17 protein-coding genes are annotated in these 15,754 nt (G+C 50.5%); 1 reads left to right on the forward strand and 16 read right to left on the reverse strand.

What is annotated here, in order from left to right; all coding sequences use genetic code 11:
* Positions 1-3 precede the first annotated feature (3 nt).
* From ptsG to yceD, 14 genes are all read right to left on the reverse strand, one after another.
* A complete protein-coding gene (gene ptsG / locus BZG74_RS08070) occupies positions 4-1,434 on the reverse strand; it encodes a PTS glucose transporter subunit IIBC (protein ID WP_077772116.1) in 1,431 nt (476 codons plus the stop codon).
* A gap of 614 nt (positions 1,435-2,048) precedes the next feature.
* Entirely contained in the window at positions 2,049-2,828 is a 780-nt protein-coding gene (locus tag BZG74_RS08075; protein ID WP_077772117.1) for a TatD family hydrolase, read from the reverse strand.
* Between the two features lies 1 nt (position 2,829).
* Positions 2,830-3,822 carry a DNA polymerase III subunit delta' gene (gene holB, locus BZG74_RS08080; RefSeq protein WP_077772118.1) on the reverse strand — a complete coding sequence of 331 codons (993 nt, stop codon included), beginning with the start codon at positions 3,820-3,822 and terminating at the stop codon, positions 2,830-2,832.
* Positions 3,819-4,457 carry a dTMP kinase gene (gene tmk, locus BZG74_RS08085; protein ID WP_077772119.1) on the reverse strand — a complete coding sequence of 213 codons (639 nt, stop codon included), beginning with the start codon at positions 4,455-4,457 and terminating at the stop codon, positions 3,819-3,821. The genes holB and tmk overlap by 4 nt, the downstream gene beginning before the upstream one ends.
* On the reverse strand, positions 4,454-5,470 hold the full coding sequence (gene mltG, locus BZG74_RS08090; protein WP_077772121.1) for an endolytic transglycosylase MltG: 1,017 nt from the start codon (positions 5,468-5,470) through the stop codon (positions 4,454-4,456). Before mltG ends, tmk begins: the two co-directional genes overlap by 4 nt.
* Positions 5,464-6,273 (reverse strand): aminodeoxychorismate lyase, encoded by an 810-nt coding sequence (pabC, locus tag BZG74_RS08095; RefSeq protein ID WP_077772122.1) that lies wholly within the window; start codon positions 6,271-6,273, stop codon positions 5,464-5,466. The genes mltG and pabC overlap by 7 nt, the downstream gene beginning before the upstream one ends.
* Before the next feature lie 125 nt (positions 6,274-6,398).
* Complete coding sequence (gene fabF, locus BZG74_RS08100; protein WP_077772123.1) at positions 6,399-7,637, reverse strand: beta-ketoacyl-ACP synthase II; 1,239 nt, start codon at positions 7,635-7,637, stop codon at positions 6,399-6,401.
* A 92-nt stretch (positions 7,638-7,729) separates the two neighbouring features.
* Complete coding sequence (gene acpP, locus BZG74_RS08105; protein ID WP_046075439.1) at positions 7,730-7,966, reverse strand: acyl carrier protein; 237 nt, start codon at positions 7,964-7,966, stop codon at positions 7,730-7,732.
* 157 nt (positions 7,967-8,123) lie between these two features.
* Positions 8,124-8,858, reverse strand: a complete 735-nt coding sequence (gene fabG, locus BZG74_RS08110) for a 3-oxoacyl-ACP reductase FabG (RefSeq protein WP_077772124.1) — start codon at positions 8,856-8,858, stop codon at positions 8,124-8,126.
* Between the two features lie 66 nt (positions 8,859-8,924).
* On the reverse strand, positions 8,925-9,881 hold the full coding sequence (fabD, locus tag BZG74_RS08115) for an ACP S-malonyltransferase (protein WP_077772125.1): 957 nt from the start codon (positions 9,879-9,881) through the stop codon (positions 8,925-8,927).
* An 18-nt stretch (positions 9,882-9,899) separates the two neighbouring features.
* A complete protein-coding gene (locus BZG74_RS08120; RefSeq protein WP_069362213.1) occupies positions 9,900-10,859 on the reverse strand; it encodes a beta-ketoacyl-ACP synthase III in 960 nt (319 codons plus the stop codon).
* An 8-nt stretch (positions 10,860-10,867) separates the two neighbouring features.
* A complete protein-coding gene (gene plsX, locus BZG74_RS08125) occupies positions 10,868-11,890 on the reverse strand; it encodes a phosphate acyltransferase PlsX (RefSeq protein ID WP_077772126.1) in 1,023 nt (340 codons plus the stop codon).
* A gap of 9 nt (positions 11,891-11,899) precedes the next feature.
* The gene (gene rpmF, locus BZG74_RS08130; protein ID WP_046075434.1) at positions 11,900-12,070 is read right to left on the reverse strand and encodes a 50S ribosomal protein L32; all 171 of its coding nucleotides are present in this window, start codon (positions 12,068-12,070) and stop codon (positions 11,900-11,902) included.
* 5 nt (positions 12,071-12,075) lie between these two features.
* The gene (gene yceD, locus BZG74_RS08135; RefSeq protein ID WP_077772127.1) at positions 12,076-12,606 is read right to left on the reverse strand and encodes a 23S rRNA accumulation protein YceD; all 531 of its coding nucleotides are present in this window, start codon (positions 12,604-12,606) and stop codon (positions 12,076-12,078) included.
* A gap of 322 nt (positions 12,607-12,928) precedes the next feature.
* Between yceD and BZG74_RS08140 the strand changes: the two genes are divergently transcribed.
* Positions 12,929-13,522 carry a Maf family protein gene (locus BZG74_RS08140; RefSeq protein ID WP_077772128.1) on the forward strand — a complete coding sequence of 198 codons (594 nt, stop codon included), beginning with the start codon at positions 12,929-12,931 and terminating at the stop codon, positions 13,520-13,522.
* A 61-nt stretch (positions 13,523-13,583) separates the two neighbouring features.
* Here the strand turns inward: BZG74_RS08140 and BZG74_RS08145 are convergent, their stop codons facing one another.
* Together BZG74_RS08145 and rluC are read right to left on the reverse strand one after the other, a co-directional pair.
* Entirely contained in the window at positions 13,584-14,300 is a 717-nt protein-coding gene (locus tag BZG74_RS08145) for an HAD-IA family hydrolase (protein ID WP_077772129.1), read from the reverse strand.
* Positions 14,301-14,304: 4 nt separating this feature from the next.
* Positions 14,305-15,267, reverse strand: a complete 963-nt coding sequence (rluC, locus tag BZG74_RS08150) for a 23S rRNA pseudouridine(955/2504/2580) synthase RluC (protein WP_077772130.1) — start codon at positions 15,265-15,267, stop codon at positions 14,305-14,307.
* Positions 15,268-15,754: the final 487 nt, after the last annotated feature.

Below are 15,754 nucleotides of genomic sequence, written 5' to 3' on the forward strand. Positions count from 1 at the left end.
CAACTATTGGCTACGCATCCAGTTATCCATTTCAGTACGCAGGTTGTCTGACTTGGTACCAAAGATAGCCTGTACGCCACCGGATACCACAACCACACCCGCTGCACCTAGCTGCTTGAGCTTGTCTTGGTCAACAATTTCAGTGTCAGCCACAGAGACACGTAGACGAGTGATACACGCATCAAGACCAGTGATGTTGTCCTTACCACCGAATGCCGCTACCAAATCACCGGCAAGCTCAGAGCCTGTTGCAGTTGATACATCAGCAACTGCTTCGTCTTCACGGCCTGGTGTTTTCAGGTCTAGGGCACGAATGACCACTCGGAATACGATGTAGTAAAGCACACCATAACCAAGGCCTAGCAGTACAAGTGTGGTCACATTCTCAGCACGTGGCATTTGCACGATGAAGTCGATGAAACCGTTCGAGAAGGTATGGCCGTGAACAACGCCCAGAGCGTTAGTCAGCACATACGCTGCACCCGCCATGATGGCGTGGATACCATACAGTACTGGCGCAATGAACAGGAACGAGAACTCGATAGGTTCAGTGATACCTGTCAAGAATGAGGTCAGTGCACCAGATGCCATGATACCCATGATTTTGGCACGGTTTTCTGGTTTGGCAGAGTGTGCGATAGCAAACGCCGCCGCAGGGAGACCAAACATTTTGAACAAGTAGCCGCCTGCTAGCTGACCAAAGCCGTTACCCGCTTCACGCGTTGCATCGTTTGCGGTCAAGAAACAGGTCATGATGCCGTTTACTTGCTCGCCTGCGTTGTTCACACAGCTACCCGCTTCATAGAAGAAAGGCACGTTCCAGATGTGGTGTAGACCGAATGGAATAAGCGCACGCTCTACCACACCGTAAATACCAAACGCGGTCACAGGATCTTGTGTCGCGGCCCAGTGAGAGAAAGATGCGATACCACTACCGATTGGTGGCCAGATAACAGAAAGGATCACACCAAGCGCGATAGAGATGAAACCTGTAATGATTGGCACCGACCGTTTACCGGCAAAGAACCCAAGGTAGTCAGGCAGTTGAATTGTGTAGAAGCGGTTAAACGTCCACGCCGCGACACCACCAGCAAGAATACCACCCAGTACCCCTGTTTTGATGACATCAGCACCCATTACCGGTGCCATGACATCCAGTGTCGCCACCATGATGCCGTAACCGACAATCGCAGACAGACCCGAGACACCATCATTGTTGGTGAAACCTAGTGCCACACCGACGGCGAACAGCAAGGCCATTTGACCAAATACAGACCCACCAGCTTGTTCCATCATGTGCGAAACAATATCTGGCATCCAGCTAAAGTTGGCAGCACCAACACCCAAAAGTATACCTGCGACCGGAAGCACAGATACTGGAAGCATCAGCGCTTTACCGACTTTTTGCAGGTTAGCAAAGAGGTTTTTTGACATAGTTCTTGCTCCTGACAAGGACGTTTAACAATGTGTCTCGTCGGACTGACCTTCCGATTCCCCCGCATGAGGCCAATCGATACAACAGGCGCCGAGAGCACAAACGATTTGTGATTATTGAACTCACCCAAACTATAAGGGGCGAATCATCACCTTGCCTATCAGTGACGATTTTACTGATTAAAAAGTAAATATAGATCACAATTAGAATTGGCGAAAAAAACAGCAAAAAATAACATAAGGCACTAATTTTAAACGATAAAAAATCCACCCCGTAGGGAAAACGACACGAACAAAAAAATAGCAACCCCTTCATCCCTAACGTTATTTTACGTAACGAATTAATACAGCACGTAATGCAATGGCTTTCAGTTGATAATTTCTAATTATTTCAGGAAGGTAGATGTAAAATTGCGCGAGATCAACTTTAAGGGGCTAGCAATATAATTCGGTTATTTTGTTGCAAATACAACCAAAAACTGACGCCGAATTAACCAGGCGAGATAGCACCATATCAACGCCAATGAAATCAAAAAACGGTATTTTCTTGCGGTGGGAAGAGCGCGACGTGCTAAGCAAGAAAAACGCCCGACAAGGTTATCGGGCGACTCGAATTATTGCGGGTTTGCACCAGAAAAAAGCGTAAAAAAGTTACGGCTGGTGATGTCACAGACCGTTTCCATCGATTCACCCTTTAACATCGCGACGTACTCAGCAACTTCTTTCACATAAGCTGGCTGGTTTTGCTTGCCACGATGTGGAACAGGTGCCAAGTAAGGCGAGTCTGTTTCAACCAGCAGACGCTCAAGCGGTATGCGGCGCACCACATCTTTCAGCTCTGTGGCTTTGTTGAACGTCACTATTCCAGAGATGGATATGTAGAAACCGAGCTCAATCGCTGCTTGTGCCATCTCATAGCTTTCTGTAAAGCAGTGTAGCACCCCCCCGACGCGCTCAGCGCCTTCCTCACGCAGAATCGCAAGCGTGTCTTCACGTGCTGCGCGAGTATGGATAATCAAGGGTTTGTTGAGCTCAACCGCGAGGCGGACATGCTGACGGAAGATCGCTTGCTGCTGCTCAGCAAGTTCTGGCTGATAGTGGTAATCCAGCCCTGTCTCTCCCACCGCGACGACACGCTCATCAGTGGCTAAGGCTTTCAGTCGGTCATAATCGAAACCATTTTCAATATCCAAAGGGTGCACGCCACATGAGGCAAAAACATGCGGGTAAGGTCGGATCATCTCTAGCATCGCCGGAAAACTATCTAGCGTCACGCCCACAGAGAGAAAATAGTCGACGCCCCTTGCCTGCGCTTTATCTAAAACATCGGCAACATTCTGGTGCAGCGAATCGTAATCCAGTTTGTCGAGATGGCAATGAGAGTCTATTAACACGTTATTCTCCAATCGATAATAACCACTGGCTAACTACCAGTTCGGTATTTAGCCCTGTATGAATTTGTAACTGACGCTGTAATTGATGCAGCGCGCGTAATAATGAATGAACCTGCTGGGTGGTCAGTGCATTGGCCACTTCCGCAACCCGTTGGTGATGATGCCGATGCACAATGCTCTGCTCCACACCTTGACGCCATTTGAGTACATCAAGCAGAAAGTGACTGAGCCAGTTCAATGAAGCGGGATAGTGTGCGACCAAGACCTCAATAGTGTCAAATAAGCCCGTTCTCTCACGCACATAGGTAGAAAAACTTTCAACCACAATATGGTGATGATCTAACCCGCCCGATGCCACAAAGTCACGAGCAGCCAAGGGGGCGCCCCGATATAAGCCTACCGCATGGTCTGGAACCGAGCGCTGCAATGCTTGCTCGATCCATGCCTTGGCCGTTTCAGCCTCCGCCTGTGGGGCTTTCCACACGCTACAGCGACTGATAATGGTCGCGAGTAGGCTATCCAACGAGTCTGTCAATAACACGAAGTAACACCCTGAAGGTGGCTCTTCTAACGATTTAAGCAACGCATTGGCCGCGGCTTCCCCTAAACGCTCGACACACTCTATGACAATAAAGCGCGCCCCGCCCAATTGTGACGTTTCCAGCGCTTGTCGTTGCACTTTGCGCACTGCATCAATACCAATCTGCTTGCCGGGTTTCTCAGGGGCTAACCAGTGAATATCAGGGTGGTTACCCGCTGCGAAAAGTTGGCAATGATGACAATGGCCACAAGCGCTATCGCTTTGATCGCTGCATAGCCGCACCTTGGCAAGCTGGCTTACCAACGCGCGACGGCCGCTGCCCGGGAGCGCGGCCAACAAGAGCGCATGCGGGAACCTTGCACGCATCAATAGCTGCTGCCAATGCGCCCAAACGCCTTCAAACCAGGGATAAACGCAAGGCGTGGGGTATGCCACTGTTATCTTGTCACTCATACGCCTGTCTGCTGCTTAAGCCAATTATCTAGTGCCGTCTTAATCTGAGCAGTCACGTTGTCTAGCGACTGGCCCGCATCAATCACCACCACACTGGGATCGTCGTTTGCCAATGCTAGATAGCGCGCTCGCGTGCGCTCAAAAAAATCAAGTTGCATGGTCTCAATCCTATCCAACTCACCTCTACCCCGCGCACGTGCCAGGCCTACTTCCGGATCGATGTCCATATACAATGTCAGTGAGGGCGCAAACTCCCCCAAGACCGTTTCTTTTAGGCTCTGCATCAGCGACGTGTCCATACCACGTCCCCCCCCCTGGTAAGCCTGTGATGACATATCATGGCGGTCACCCACCACCCATTGACCCTTCGCCAGGGCGGGTTTAATCACATTTTCGACAAGCTGTACTCGAGCGGCATAAAGCATGAGAAGCTCGGCTTTATCCGTGAGCGGTTCATCCGGGTGACCTTGTTTGACAAGTGTACGCAACTGTTCAGCAAGCGGCGTACCGCCGGGCTCTCGCGTTGTGATCACATCCTGGATACCAGCGTCGCGTAACACCTGTTTGATCTGATTGATGGCCGTACTTTTGCCCGCGCCTTCAAGGCCTTCTACAACGATGAAATGGTTCTTCATTGATTCTTCAACACTTTTAGATAATCACGCACGGCTCGATTATGTTCGGCCAAGGTGGTAGAAAATTGGTGGCCGCCTTTACCCGTGGCGACAAAATAGTAGTAATCCGTTTTTGCTGGCTGCGCAGCGGCTAAGATGGCCGCTTTACCTGGCATTGCGATCGGCGTCGGAGGCAAGCCATTAATCACATAGGTGTTATAGGGGGTCGGAGTGCGCAAGTCACGCTTACGAATATTGCCATCATAGTTGTCCCCCATGCCATAAATCACGGTGGGATCGGTTTGTAAACGCATACCACGTCGCAACCGATTCACAAATACCGACGCCACCTTTTCGCGTTCACTCGCCAACGCGGTCTCTTTTTCAATGATGGAAGCCAGAATTAATAGCTGATAAGGGGTCTCTATCGGTAAGTCCTCGATACGTTGCTGCCAAGCCTGCTCCAAGGCCGACTCCATTGCACGTGCGGCGCGTTTTAACAATGCTATATCAGTATCACCCACATCATAGGCGTAGGTTTCAGGGAGCAGTAGCCCTTCCAATTTATCGTGTGTGAGCCCAATCGCATCAGCAATTGCCTGTTCACTCATGCCATCCAATGTTTTGTCGAGATGCGGCGCGGAGGCAAGCTGCTTGCGCCACTGGGCAAACGTACTCCCTTCGACAAAGGTGATTTCATCTTGATATTGCTGACCTGAACGCAGAGTCGCGAACGCCTCGGCTAATGTTTGTCCCGGTTGAATCTGAAAGGTGCCCGCTTGTACCCGAGTCAGCTCTGGATAAACCCGTGGCGCAAACTTCGACCAGATGCTTGATACCATCCAACCGTTGTCTTCAAATTTTGCAATGACCTTATGGTAATGTGCACCGCTAGGTACAGTGAATAGCTGAGGCGTCTGCAAGGATAACGGCGTGGAAATAAACGCCTTCGTTTGCCAAAGCACCCCAGCGACTGAGGCCAAGACTATTGCCATCAATACGCTCATCAGCCCCAAAAATCGCTTTTTTAGCACGCGTTTAACCTCTGTTGTAATCGCCTTGTCAGCGTATGCGTTTTATAACTTGTTTCATTGATGGATGTCACTGGCACCACCTTCATCAAAGCATTGCAAATAAACACTTCATCGGCACGCCACAGCGCTGTCTCATCGATCGCGACCGTTTTACATTGGTAGTCTGTGAAGCCTTCAATCACGGCCATCACTTTTTCTCGCATCAGTCCCGCCACACCGGCGTATGCCAAATCAGGTGTATAAATGACATGGTCTTGGCACCAGAAAAGATTGGACGCCGTGGTCTCAACCAGGTTGCCAAACATGTCCGCAACCACGAAATCATCGGCCTCCGCGTCTTCCAGTGCCAGCTTTAGACGCACCTGTTCTAACCGGTTGAGATGTTTAAGCCCCGCAAAAGGTGACGCGCCAAGCTGTATTTGCGTCGTCGCCAATGTCACACCATGCTGTTGCCAGTGATGATAATGATGTGGATACGGATGTAGGCTAACAATCACGGTTGGCAACGAGCAGCCTTTGGGACTGTAACCGCGGCCCCCCTGCCCTCGGGTGATAATCACCTTCAACACCTGTTCATCATGCGAATGCTGACACGCTTGATCGAGCATTGTCGCGAGTACCGACCAATCGACCCCGTGAATGGCTAGTCGCTCACAAGTGCTTTGTAAACGCAGTATATGTGCATCACGATCAAGTAATAGCCCCTGATACACATGGCCAGTGGTAAAGCAACCATCACCAAATTGGAGTCCGCGGTCAGCGACCGCTAGTTCGCGACAAGGGTGTCCGTTTACCCAATACATCTATCAACCTCGACAGTCACTACTCTTACAGACAATAAAAACCTTACCAACAATAAAAAACGGCCCGAATCGTCGGGCCGTTACTATAGCAAACTCTTTTTAGGCTGTATAAACGCCTATGCGCATTACAGCTTTTTGAAGATCAAAGAGCCGTTGGTGCCACCAAAACCAAAGGAGTTACACAAGGCGTACTCCATTTTTACGTCACGCGCTTCGTGCGGTACGTAATCTAAATCGCACCCTTCATCGACATTATCAAGGTTGATCGTTGGTGGTACGGTTTGGTCAATCAGCGACATGGCAGTGATAATTGACTCGGCAGAGCCTGCCGCGCCAAGCAAGTGACCGGTCATTGATTTGGTTGAAGAGACCAACACGCTATCGGCTGCGTCTCCCATAGCACGACGAATCGCCTTGCTCTCCGCGACATCACCCGCTGGGGTAGATGTACCATGCGCGTTAACGTAGCCAATTTGTGCAGGGTTAATACCCGCATCACGAATTGCCGCTTCCATCGCCAATGCCGCGCCTGAGCCATCTTCACTCGGCGATGTCATATGATAAGCATCGCCACTCATACCAAAGCCGGCTAATTCACAGTATATGGTTGCGCCACGCGCTTTCGCATGCTCGTACTCTTCAAGCACCATCACGCCTGCGCCATCACCCAGCACAAAACCATCACGGTCTTTGTCCCATGGGCGAGAGGCTGCCTTTGGATCGTCATTGCGAGTTGAGAGCGCTTTGGCTGCGGCAAAACCACCAATACCAAGCTCGGTGGAGGCTTTCTCTGCGCCACCGGCAACCATGGCGTCTGCGTCACCGTATGCAATCATACGGGCAGCATGACCAATATTATGAAGGCCTGTGGTGCATGCGGTTGAAATAGAGATGTTTGGACCACGCATGCCGTAGTTAATCGACACGTGCCCTGCAATCATATTAACGATGGTTGATGGAACAAAGAAGGGGCTGATCTTACGTGGACCCTTTTCCATATACGCACGATGATTTTGTTCAATCAAACCAAGACCACCAATGCCTGAACCTATCGCGACACCAATACGGTGTGCATTGTTGTCATCAACTTGCAGCCCGGAGTCTTTAATGGCTTGCACACTGGCAGCAATGCCATATTGGATGAACAAGTCCATTTTTCGTGCATCTTTTTTCGACATGTAGTCTTCACAATTGAAGTCCTTAACCATGCCCGCAAATTGAGTAGCAAAGTTAGTGGCATCAAAATGCTCAATCGCTGAGATACCGCTTTGCCCGGCTAGCAGAGCTTTCCATGAAGACTCAACTGAGTTACCGACGGGTGACAACATACCCATGCCAGTCACAACAACACGACGCTTAGACACGATGATATTCTCCGGAGAATATAAGTTTGGAAATTAGAATAGCTTAAAAAGAACACAGGCGGTCGAGGAGACCGCCTGGTAGGATTCTGAGATTACGCTGAAGCGCCGACAACGTAGTCGATAGCTGCCTGTACAGTGGTAATCTTCTCTGCTTCTTCATCTGGAATCTCTGTATCGAATTCCTCTTCAAGAGCCATTACCAGCTCAACGGTATCCAGAGAGTCCGCGCCCAAGTCGTCTACGAATGAAGCTTCGTTTTTCACTTCTGCTTCGTCGACACCTAGTTGCTCAACGATGATTTTCTTTACGCGTTCTTCGATGTTGCTCATATTAATACTAGTCCTTACAAGATTCGCAGATGCGATATGTGCTGTAGTTTATTCATTAATGTGGAAGTTGCAAGACCTCCACGGCTGGTCAAACCACGATTTGGGGACAAATCAATCGGAGTTTGACGTGTGTCATTCGAGATTGCAACGGTCTCGATCAAATCATGTACATACCGCCATTGACGTGCAAGGTCTCACCCGTCATGTAAGCGGCATCGTCAGAGGCTAAAAACGCCACCGTTGCAGCAATCTCTTTTGGATCACCCAAACGCCCTGCTGGCACTTGTGCCAGGGTCGCAGCGCGCTGTTCATCATTCAGCGCCTTAGTCATATCGGTTTCGATAAAACCAGGGGCAACTGTATTCACTGTGATGCCACGCGCAGCCACTTCACGTGCCATGGATTTGGTAAAGCCAATCACACCGGCTTTTGCCGCCGCATAATTCGCCTGTCCCGCATTACCCATTACACCGACCACAGAACCAATGTTAATGATTCGGCCACAGCGTTTTTTCATCATCGCACGCAATACAGCCTTTGATAAACGGAAGATTGACGTTAAGTTGGTGTCCATAATGTCCTGCCACTCATCGTCTTTCATACGCATCAATAGGTTATCACGAGTGATACCGGCGTTGTTAACCAGAATATCAACGTCACCAAATTCTTTTTTGATCGTATCAAGCACCTCTGCGACTGACTCTGGCGAGGTCACATTGAGTGCTAAGCCTTTACCGTTTTCACCGAGGTAGTCGCTAATGGCTGCAGCGCCTTTTTCGCTAGTCGCTGTACCAATCACAGTGGCACCACGCTCCGCCAAAAGCTCTGCCGTTGCTCGGCCAATCCCACGGCTTGCGCCTGTCACCAGCGCTACTTTTCCGTCTAGTTTCATTCGGTTACCCTTTTAGTTGATTCTGCCGACATACGCCGGCAGTCACAAAGTGTCTAGTAATACGGTTTACGCCTTCGCGGCGGCAAGGCTGGCGCTATCATTAACCGCCGCGCTGCTCAACGCCTTGTTGATGCGTTTGGTCAAGCCTGTCAGTACTTTACCAGGGCCAAACTCCAACAGCTGTTCCACGCCTTCAGCCGCCATATACTCGACCGTTTCGGTCCAGCGTACCGGGCTATGTAATTGACGCACCAGGGCTTCTTTAATTTGATCCGGCTCTATCGGCGTTGCTACATCAGCATTGTTGACCACAGGTATACGTGGCGTATTAAACGTTACCGACTCCAACGCTTGCGCCAGTTTTTCTGCTGCAGGCTTCATCAGCGCACAGTGAGAAGGCACTGACACCGGCAGCGGCAATGCACGTTTTGCGCCCGCGTCTTTACACAAGGCGTTAGCACGCTCAACCGCTTCTTTATTACCCGCAATCACCACTTGGCCTGGCGAGTTAAAGTTAACCGGTGAGACCACCTGCCCTTGCGCCGCTTGCTCACATGCTGTGGCAATTGCTTCATTGTCGAGGCCAATAATCGCTGACATCGCGCCAATCCCCGTTGGTACCGCTTCTTGCATCAGTTGGCCGCGCAATTCAACCAGCTTGATCGCTGCTTTGAAATCCAACACGCCAGCACACACCAAGGCCGAGTATTCACCCAAGCTGTGACCGGCAAGCATGGCTGGCGCAGCGCCACCTTGGGCTTCCCATACTCGCCAAATAGCAACAGACGCGGCTAATAACGCAGGTTGGGTACGATGGGTTTCATTTAAGTCCGCTTCAGGGCCTTGCTGGACCAATGCCCAAAGGTCATAGCCAAGCACTTCTGAGGCTTCTGAAAACGTCTGCTGCACAACGCCATACTGTTCGGCGAACTCCCCGAGCATCCCCACAGCTTGTGATCCTTGGCCAGGAAATACGATTGCAGTTGGAGACGTCGCTGTTGAAGAACTAGCTGTTGAAGACATAGCTGTTTTCCTATTTATTTAAAATCTGACCAACGCTGAACCCCATGCGAATCCGCCGCCAAACGCCTCAAGCAAGAGTGTCTGGCCTCGTTGGATTCGCCCATCACGTACCGCCTCATCAAGGGCAGTTGGTACCGATGCAGCAGACGTGTTGCCATGGCGGTCAAGCGTCAATACAACTTGATCCATCGACATCGCGAGTTTCTTCGCGGTCGCTTTAATAATTCGATAATTGGCTTGGTGTGGTACCAACCAATCTATATCTGACTTTTCAATTTGGTTAGCCTGAAGCGTTTCTGTCACAATATTGGCCAGTTGTGTTACCGCCACTTTGAAGACTTCATTCCCCGCCATATAAAGCCACGCTTCATCGGCCTCTAACGATTGACCACGCTCTGGATACTTAAGTTTCAATAGCTCGCCAAATTTGCCATCAGCTTTCAGGTGTGTGGACAAAATACCATCATTTTCATCAGCAGAGAGCACCACTGCACCTGCACCATCACCAAACAGAATAATGGTGGAGCGATCATCAGGATCACAGGTGTGTGACAGGCGATCTGCGCCTACCACCAGCGCATTTTTGGCGAGGCCATTTTTAACGTATTGATCCGCGACACTGAGTGCATACACAAAGCCAGAGCACGCCGCCGCAATATCAAAAGCGGGGCAGCCTTTAATCCCCAGCATGGCTTGAACATCACAGGCAGCTGCGGGAAAAGCACGCTCACCACTGGTGGTGGCGACAATAATCAGGTCGATGTCATGTTTATCGATGGCAGCCATATCTATCGCCTGTACGGCGGCCTGATAAGCCATCGAGGCAACGGTATCTGTGGGTGCAGCAATGCGACGTTCTTTGATCCCCGTACGGGTCACAATCCACTCATCACTGGTGTCTACCATCTGTTCAAGGTCAGCATTGGTGCGAACCTGTTCAGGCAAATAGCTGCCTGTGCCCAAAATCTTACTATACATGAAGACTACTAATGCCTCTCGAGAAGAACTGCCTCTAAACGGTCACTTATCTTAGTTGGGATTTGCCGTTCGACCTCGTGCACCGCCTCAAAAATAGCGTTTTCGTAAGCGGCGATATCAGCGCGTCCGTGGCTTTTTACAACGATGCCGCGCAATCCTAGCAAACTTGCGCCGTTGTACTGGTCGGGTTTCAGCTGTTGGAGTTGATTTAATAGATCAGAAAATAGCCATTTCGCGATCCAACGCTTAATAGGGTGCGGGTGGAGGTGGGCTTTCACCTTGTCGATGATCAAGCGTGCGACCCCCTCGCTGGTTTTTAATGCAACATTGCCAACAAAGCCATCACAGACAATCACATCGGTCTCACCTGTGTAGATTTGATCGCCCTCGACGTAACCGGTGTAACGCACAGAGTCGCTTTGCTGCAAAAGATCAGCACAGCGGCGCACCAGATCGTTCCCTTTTATCGCCTCTTCACCGATATTTAACAAACCGATACGCGGGGTATGGCCTAACTCAGCCTCCGCTAACACCGCGCCCATCACTGCGAATTGGAATAAGGTGTCGGCGTCACAGGCGACGTTGGCGCCTAAATCGAGCAACCATTTACGTTGGTATTGGGCACCGGGCAAGGCGGTGACAAGGGCAGGACGATCAATGCCGGGCAGCAGCTTAAGCAAATATTTGGACAGCGCCATTAACGCCCCCGTATTCCCCGCGCTTACACAGGCATCCGCTTCACCACTGGCCACCTTTTCCAATGCGACACGCATAGACGTATTATGACTGCGGCGCAGCGCTGTGGACGGACGCATATCATTAGGGATCACGTCCGGGGCATGGACGATAGACAATCGGGAATGATGCTGGGCATTGAGCTGGTTCAGTGACGCCTTAATGTGAGGCTCGTCGCCCACTAGGATCACTTTTAGGTCCGCAAAACGTGACAATGCCTGCACGGAGGCAGGCACTGTAACTTGGGGACCGAAATCCCCACCCATCGCATCGAGTGCAATGGTTAACCTAGTCAAGGGTCAACCTTACTTGTTGATAACCTTGCGGCCACGGTAGAAACCGTCTGCAGTCATGTTGTGACGCAGGTGAGTCTCACCGCTAGTTTTGTCTACAGATACAGCTTGAGTACCCAGTGCATCGTGTGAACGACGCATACCACGTTTAGAACGGGTTTTACGGTTCTTTTGTACGGCCATTGACCCTACTCCTCGTTACTTTGCTTTAAGTTTTTTAGTACGGCAAACGGATTTGGACGCTCATCAGCAAGTGGGATTTCCCCATACACCATGTTCTCTGCACTAACTTTACAGTCGGTGTCTTCGTGCATGGCGACTTGTGGCAAGGCCACAATCAACTCGTCTTCGACTAATTGAATCAGATCAATCTCACCGTTTTCGTCGACTAATGCCGGCTCATAAGCATCCGGTAAATTGCCAACCTGGTCATCATTGAAAACCGGGCTATAAACGAATTCAGTTTCACAGCGATGTGAAAATGGTTCCCAACAACGTTGACACTCAAGACTGACCGAAACGGTGGCACGACCTGTGACCGTTTTGAGCCCTTGGGCGTCAATGTCGAACGAAAGCATCACTTCCGCATCACTATCGATGCTTTGGGTTGCCTCACCGAGACGCACTAAACGCTGCTTGTCTACGATACCATCATAGTCAAGTTGCTTTTGTGCACAACGGAACGGATCAACCGTCAGCGGTAGCTTTACCTTCTGCATAGGGCGCGAATATTAGCCTCCAAATGCGCTGGAGTCAAAGAAAATGTTACCTGTGTCAGGCGCGAAAGGGTCATAGGAACAAAAGCACACAACCCATCGGTTATCTGGATGCCTCTGGCGCCTCGCCGACTCGGACCGGCAACCGTGAAAACCAACCCTTTCACCGCAGTCAATAAGCCAGCCAGGCACACTCCCACCGTTTTGCCCGACTCAAAGTCGCGCCCGCTATTTTTTCAGGTTAGACTGGGAGTTGAAAATAAACAATCATCGACCACGTAGATTGTTTAGTCACCTTCAACTGCGCGCAATATAAGGAACGATAATGCACACAACGCAACCTCCCAAAATTGTGCTGGCTTCAAGCTCACCGTATCGTCAAGCCATCTTTAAAAAGTTTGCGCTCCCGTTTACTGCATTCGCACCGGCAATTGACGAAAGTCGGCATGACAACGAGCGTGCCACTGACATGGTTGAACGCTTGGCACTCGAAAAAGCCATGGCGGGGATGCCGCTATTCGATAATGCTCTCATTATCGGTTCAGACCAAGTGTGTGTGATTGACGAGGAGGTGTTAGGCAAACCACATGAGCGAGAAGTCGCGATTGAGCAGCTAAAACGCGCGAGCGGCAAGCAAGTCACGTTTTATACCGGAATCGCGTTGATAAACAGCGACACCGGGGAGCATCAATCTGACGTTGAGCCGTTCCATGTCGACTTTCGTGAGCTTACCGAGCAGGAAATTGTCCGCTACATCGACAAAGAACTGCCGCTAGATTGTGCCGGCAGCTTCAAATGTGAAGGCTTGGGTATTGCCCTTTTCAATGCCATGCACGGACGTGATCCTAATACCCTTGTAGGCCTCCCACTTATACGCTTACGTGAAATGTTAGAAAAGGAGGGGGTCTCGGTCATTTAATGCGCCAACTCATGGTCAGCGCACACGTAGTTGCAACCTTACCAAGCACGTAAGCGGCAAATTAGCTCACCAGCTCGTTTAGACTGTTTAATACGGCAACGGGCTCAAACGTCGACAGGCTGGCAGACTCTTCTACGCCCCAAGTGACCGCGAGCCTTGCCATACCCGCATTGATGGCCAGTTGCATATCATGTCCAGTATCACCAATCATCAGCGCCTTATCACGTGAGATGCCTGTTTGCACTAACACTTCTTCAAGCATTTTCGGATCAGGCTTAGAAGCCGTTTCATCCGCACAACGCGTAGCAGCGAATAAATCTTGGGTCCCCGTCTCCATCATCGCTCTATCAAGCCCAGCGCGTGATTTCCCCGTTGCCACCGCCAATTCAAACCCCTGCGCCTTTAGAGACAGAAGGGTGTCTTTCACCCCAGGAAAAAGCTGACAGGGCGTTGGATTATCGTGCACAAACTGTTGGCGGTAGTGGTGAATCCAATCGCCATACCACGCTGGATCTGCATCAGGGTAAAGCAGCTGATAACCTTTTTCTAAGCTCAGGCCAATCATGGTTTGCAAACGCTCAGGAGGTAAAATGGGTAATTGCCCTGTTAATCGAGCCGCCGCATCGAGGCTAGAGACAATTCGTCCAATCGAATCCATCACAGTGCCATCCCAGTCAAAGATCAACAATGAGTATGGGGCTAGCGCTGAGTGCGACGGTTGGCTGGCCGGACTTTCGCCAGCTTGCCAAGCAGATGTAAGCGATAATTCGACAGTCATGTATTTAGCCTCTGCGTGATGCGTTTTTTGCCCGTAACCCGTCAAGTACCCGCTCAAGTTTGGGCTCCATGGGCGCGTTAAGCGTCATGGTTTCATCATTCCCTGGGTGCACAAAACGAATCGTGGCGGCATGTAAAAATAATCGATCTAGCCCCACAGCCTTGGTGTAAGCATCAAAACGGGGATCGCCATAGCGGTCATCCCACGCCAAAGGATGCCCTACATATTGCGCATGGACTCGAATTTGGTGTGTCCGACCTGTTACCGGGCTCGCTTGCACGAGTGTGGCTTCCGCAAACGTCTCAAGCACTTTAAAACGGGTTTCCGATGGCTTTCCCTCGGGGTTAACGCGGACAATGCTGTTCACCTCGTTTTTCAACAAAGGCGCTGTCACCTTACGCTGCTTAGCGGACCAGTGACCCATGACCAAGGCATAATAGTCTTTGCGTACCGATTTTTCGCGAAATTGCGCTTGCAGATGGCGCAAGGCAGACCGTTTTTTAGCAATCAATAAGAGCCCTGAGGTGTCTCTATCAATCCGGTGCACCAGCTCCAAAAAGCGCGCTTTAGGACGCAGTGCGCGCATTGCCTCTATCGCGCCAAATTGTAGCCCACTCCCCCCGTGCACCGCGGTACCTGAAGGCTTATTGAGCACAAGTAGGTGGTCATCCTCATAAAGAATGCAATACTCAAGCGCAGCCACTTTGTCTAGTTTGGTACTGGGGGCGGCTTTCTCATCACGCTCGGGAAGCCGGATGGGAGGCACCCTCACCACATCGCCAGCTTGCAGCTTATACTCGGGTTTTATGCGTTTTTTATTAACTCGCACTTCTCCTTTACGAAGCACGCGATAAATCATACTTTTTGGGACATTTTTCAGCTGATTTCGCAGAAAATTGTCGATGCGTTGGCCGGCGATGTCGTCATCGATGTCGATGAATCGCACTTGAGTTTTTTGTTCTGTCATAACCTTCATTCTACCGCTAAGCACAGCGACATGCACCTGCTACGGCAAGTCACCCCTCGCTTAGCACAGCAGCGGGTTGTGTTCCCCCCTGTAACCGCGAACGACACAAGGCATTATCGTGCAAAAAAACACCACATCTGCGCGGTTTTACTACCAACACAACATAAGCGAATAAAGCCGATTGCTGGACTTTAGTCTCCCTGCTATAGTTGCGGCGTTAATCAGAAAAGCAAACGCTTATCTGAAACACAGCTTATCGCCTGTGACAGCGATTTCATCAGTGGAACATGCACTTTTCGACAAAAGGCCTGGTCTGCGATGAGTCAATCAAGTGATAGCTGTATACGGTTATATCCGTAAAAGAACCATAATTCCGAATGCTTTTAAGGCGTTACGCGGCAATTGGCGTAAGACGTAAACCAAAAGCACCCGTTTAGTGTGTTGACACGAGACCATTAGTCAGTGTCAGAGCTCTCCGCCATCGGTA

It is taken from the genome of Salinivibrio sharmensis, from assembly GCF_001995985.1.
In the GTDB taxonomy this organism is placed as follows: Bacteria; Pseudomonadota; Gammaproteobacteria; order Enterobacterales; family Vibrionaceae; genus Salinivibrio; species Salinivibrio sharmensis.

Excerpts from the sequence above, each read along its gene's own strand:
- tmk (WP_077772119.1), bottom strand. The coding sequence starts at position 4,457 with ATGAAGAACCATTTCATCGTTGTAGAAGGCCTTGAAGGCGCGGGCAAA.
- BZG74_RS08120 (WP_069362213.1), bottom strand. The coding sequence starts at position 10,859 with ATGTATAGTAAGATTTTGGGCACAGGCAGCTATTTGCCTGAACAGGTT.
- fabD (WP_077772125.1), bottom strand. The coding sequence starts at position 9,881 with ATGTCTTCAACAGCTAGTTCTTCAACAGCGACGTCTCCAACTGCAATC.
- acpP (WP_046075439.1), bottom strand. The coding sequence starts at position 7,966 with ATGAGCAACATCGAAGAACGCGTAAAGAAAATCATCGTTGAGCAACTA.
- fabG (WP_077772124.1), bottom strand. The coding sequence starts at position 8,858 with ATGAAACTAGACGGAAAAGTAGCGCTGGTGACAGGCGCAAGCCGTGGG.
- rluC (WP_077772130.1), bottom strand. The coding sequence starts at position 15,267 with ATGACAGAACAAAAAACTCAAGTGCGATTCATCGACATCGATGACGAC.
- BZG74_RS08140 (WP_077772128.1), top strand. The coding sequence starts at position 12,929 with ATGCACACAACGCAACCTCCCAAAATTGTGCTGGCTTCAAGCTCACCG.
- yceD (WP_077772127.1), bottom strand. The coding sequence starts at position 12,606 with ATGCAGAAGGTAAAGCTACCGCTGACGGTTGATCCGTTCCGTTGTGCA.
- BZG74_RS08145 (WP_077772129.1), bottom strand. The coding sequence starts at position 14,300 with ATGACTGTCGAATTATCGCTTACATCTGCTTGGCAAGCTGGCGAAAGT.
- ptsG (WP_077772116.1), bottom strand. The coding sequence starts at position 1,434 with ATGTCAAAAAACCTCTTTGCTAACCTGCAAAAAGTCGGTAAAGCGCTG.
- rpmF (WP_046075434.1), bottom strand. The coding sequence starts at position 12,070 with ATGGCCGTACAAAAGAACCGTAAAACCCGTTCTAAACGTGGTATGCGT.
- pabC (WP_077772122.1), bottom strand. The coding sequence starts at position 6,273 with ATGTATTGGGTAAACGGACACCCTTGTCGCGAACTAGCGGTCGCTGAC.
- holB (WP_077772118.1), bottom strand. The coding sequence starts at position 3,822 with ATGAGTGACAAGATAACAGTGGCATACCCCACGCCTTGCGTTTATCCC.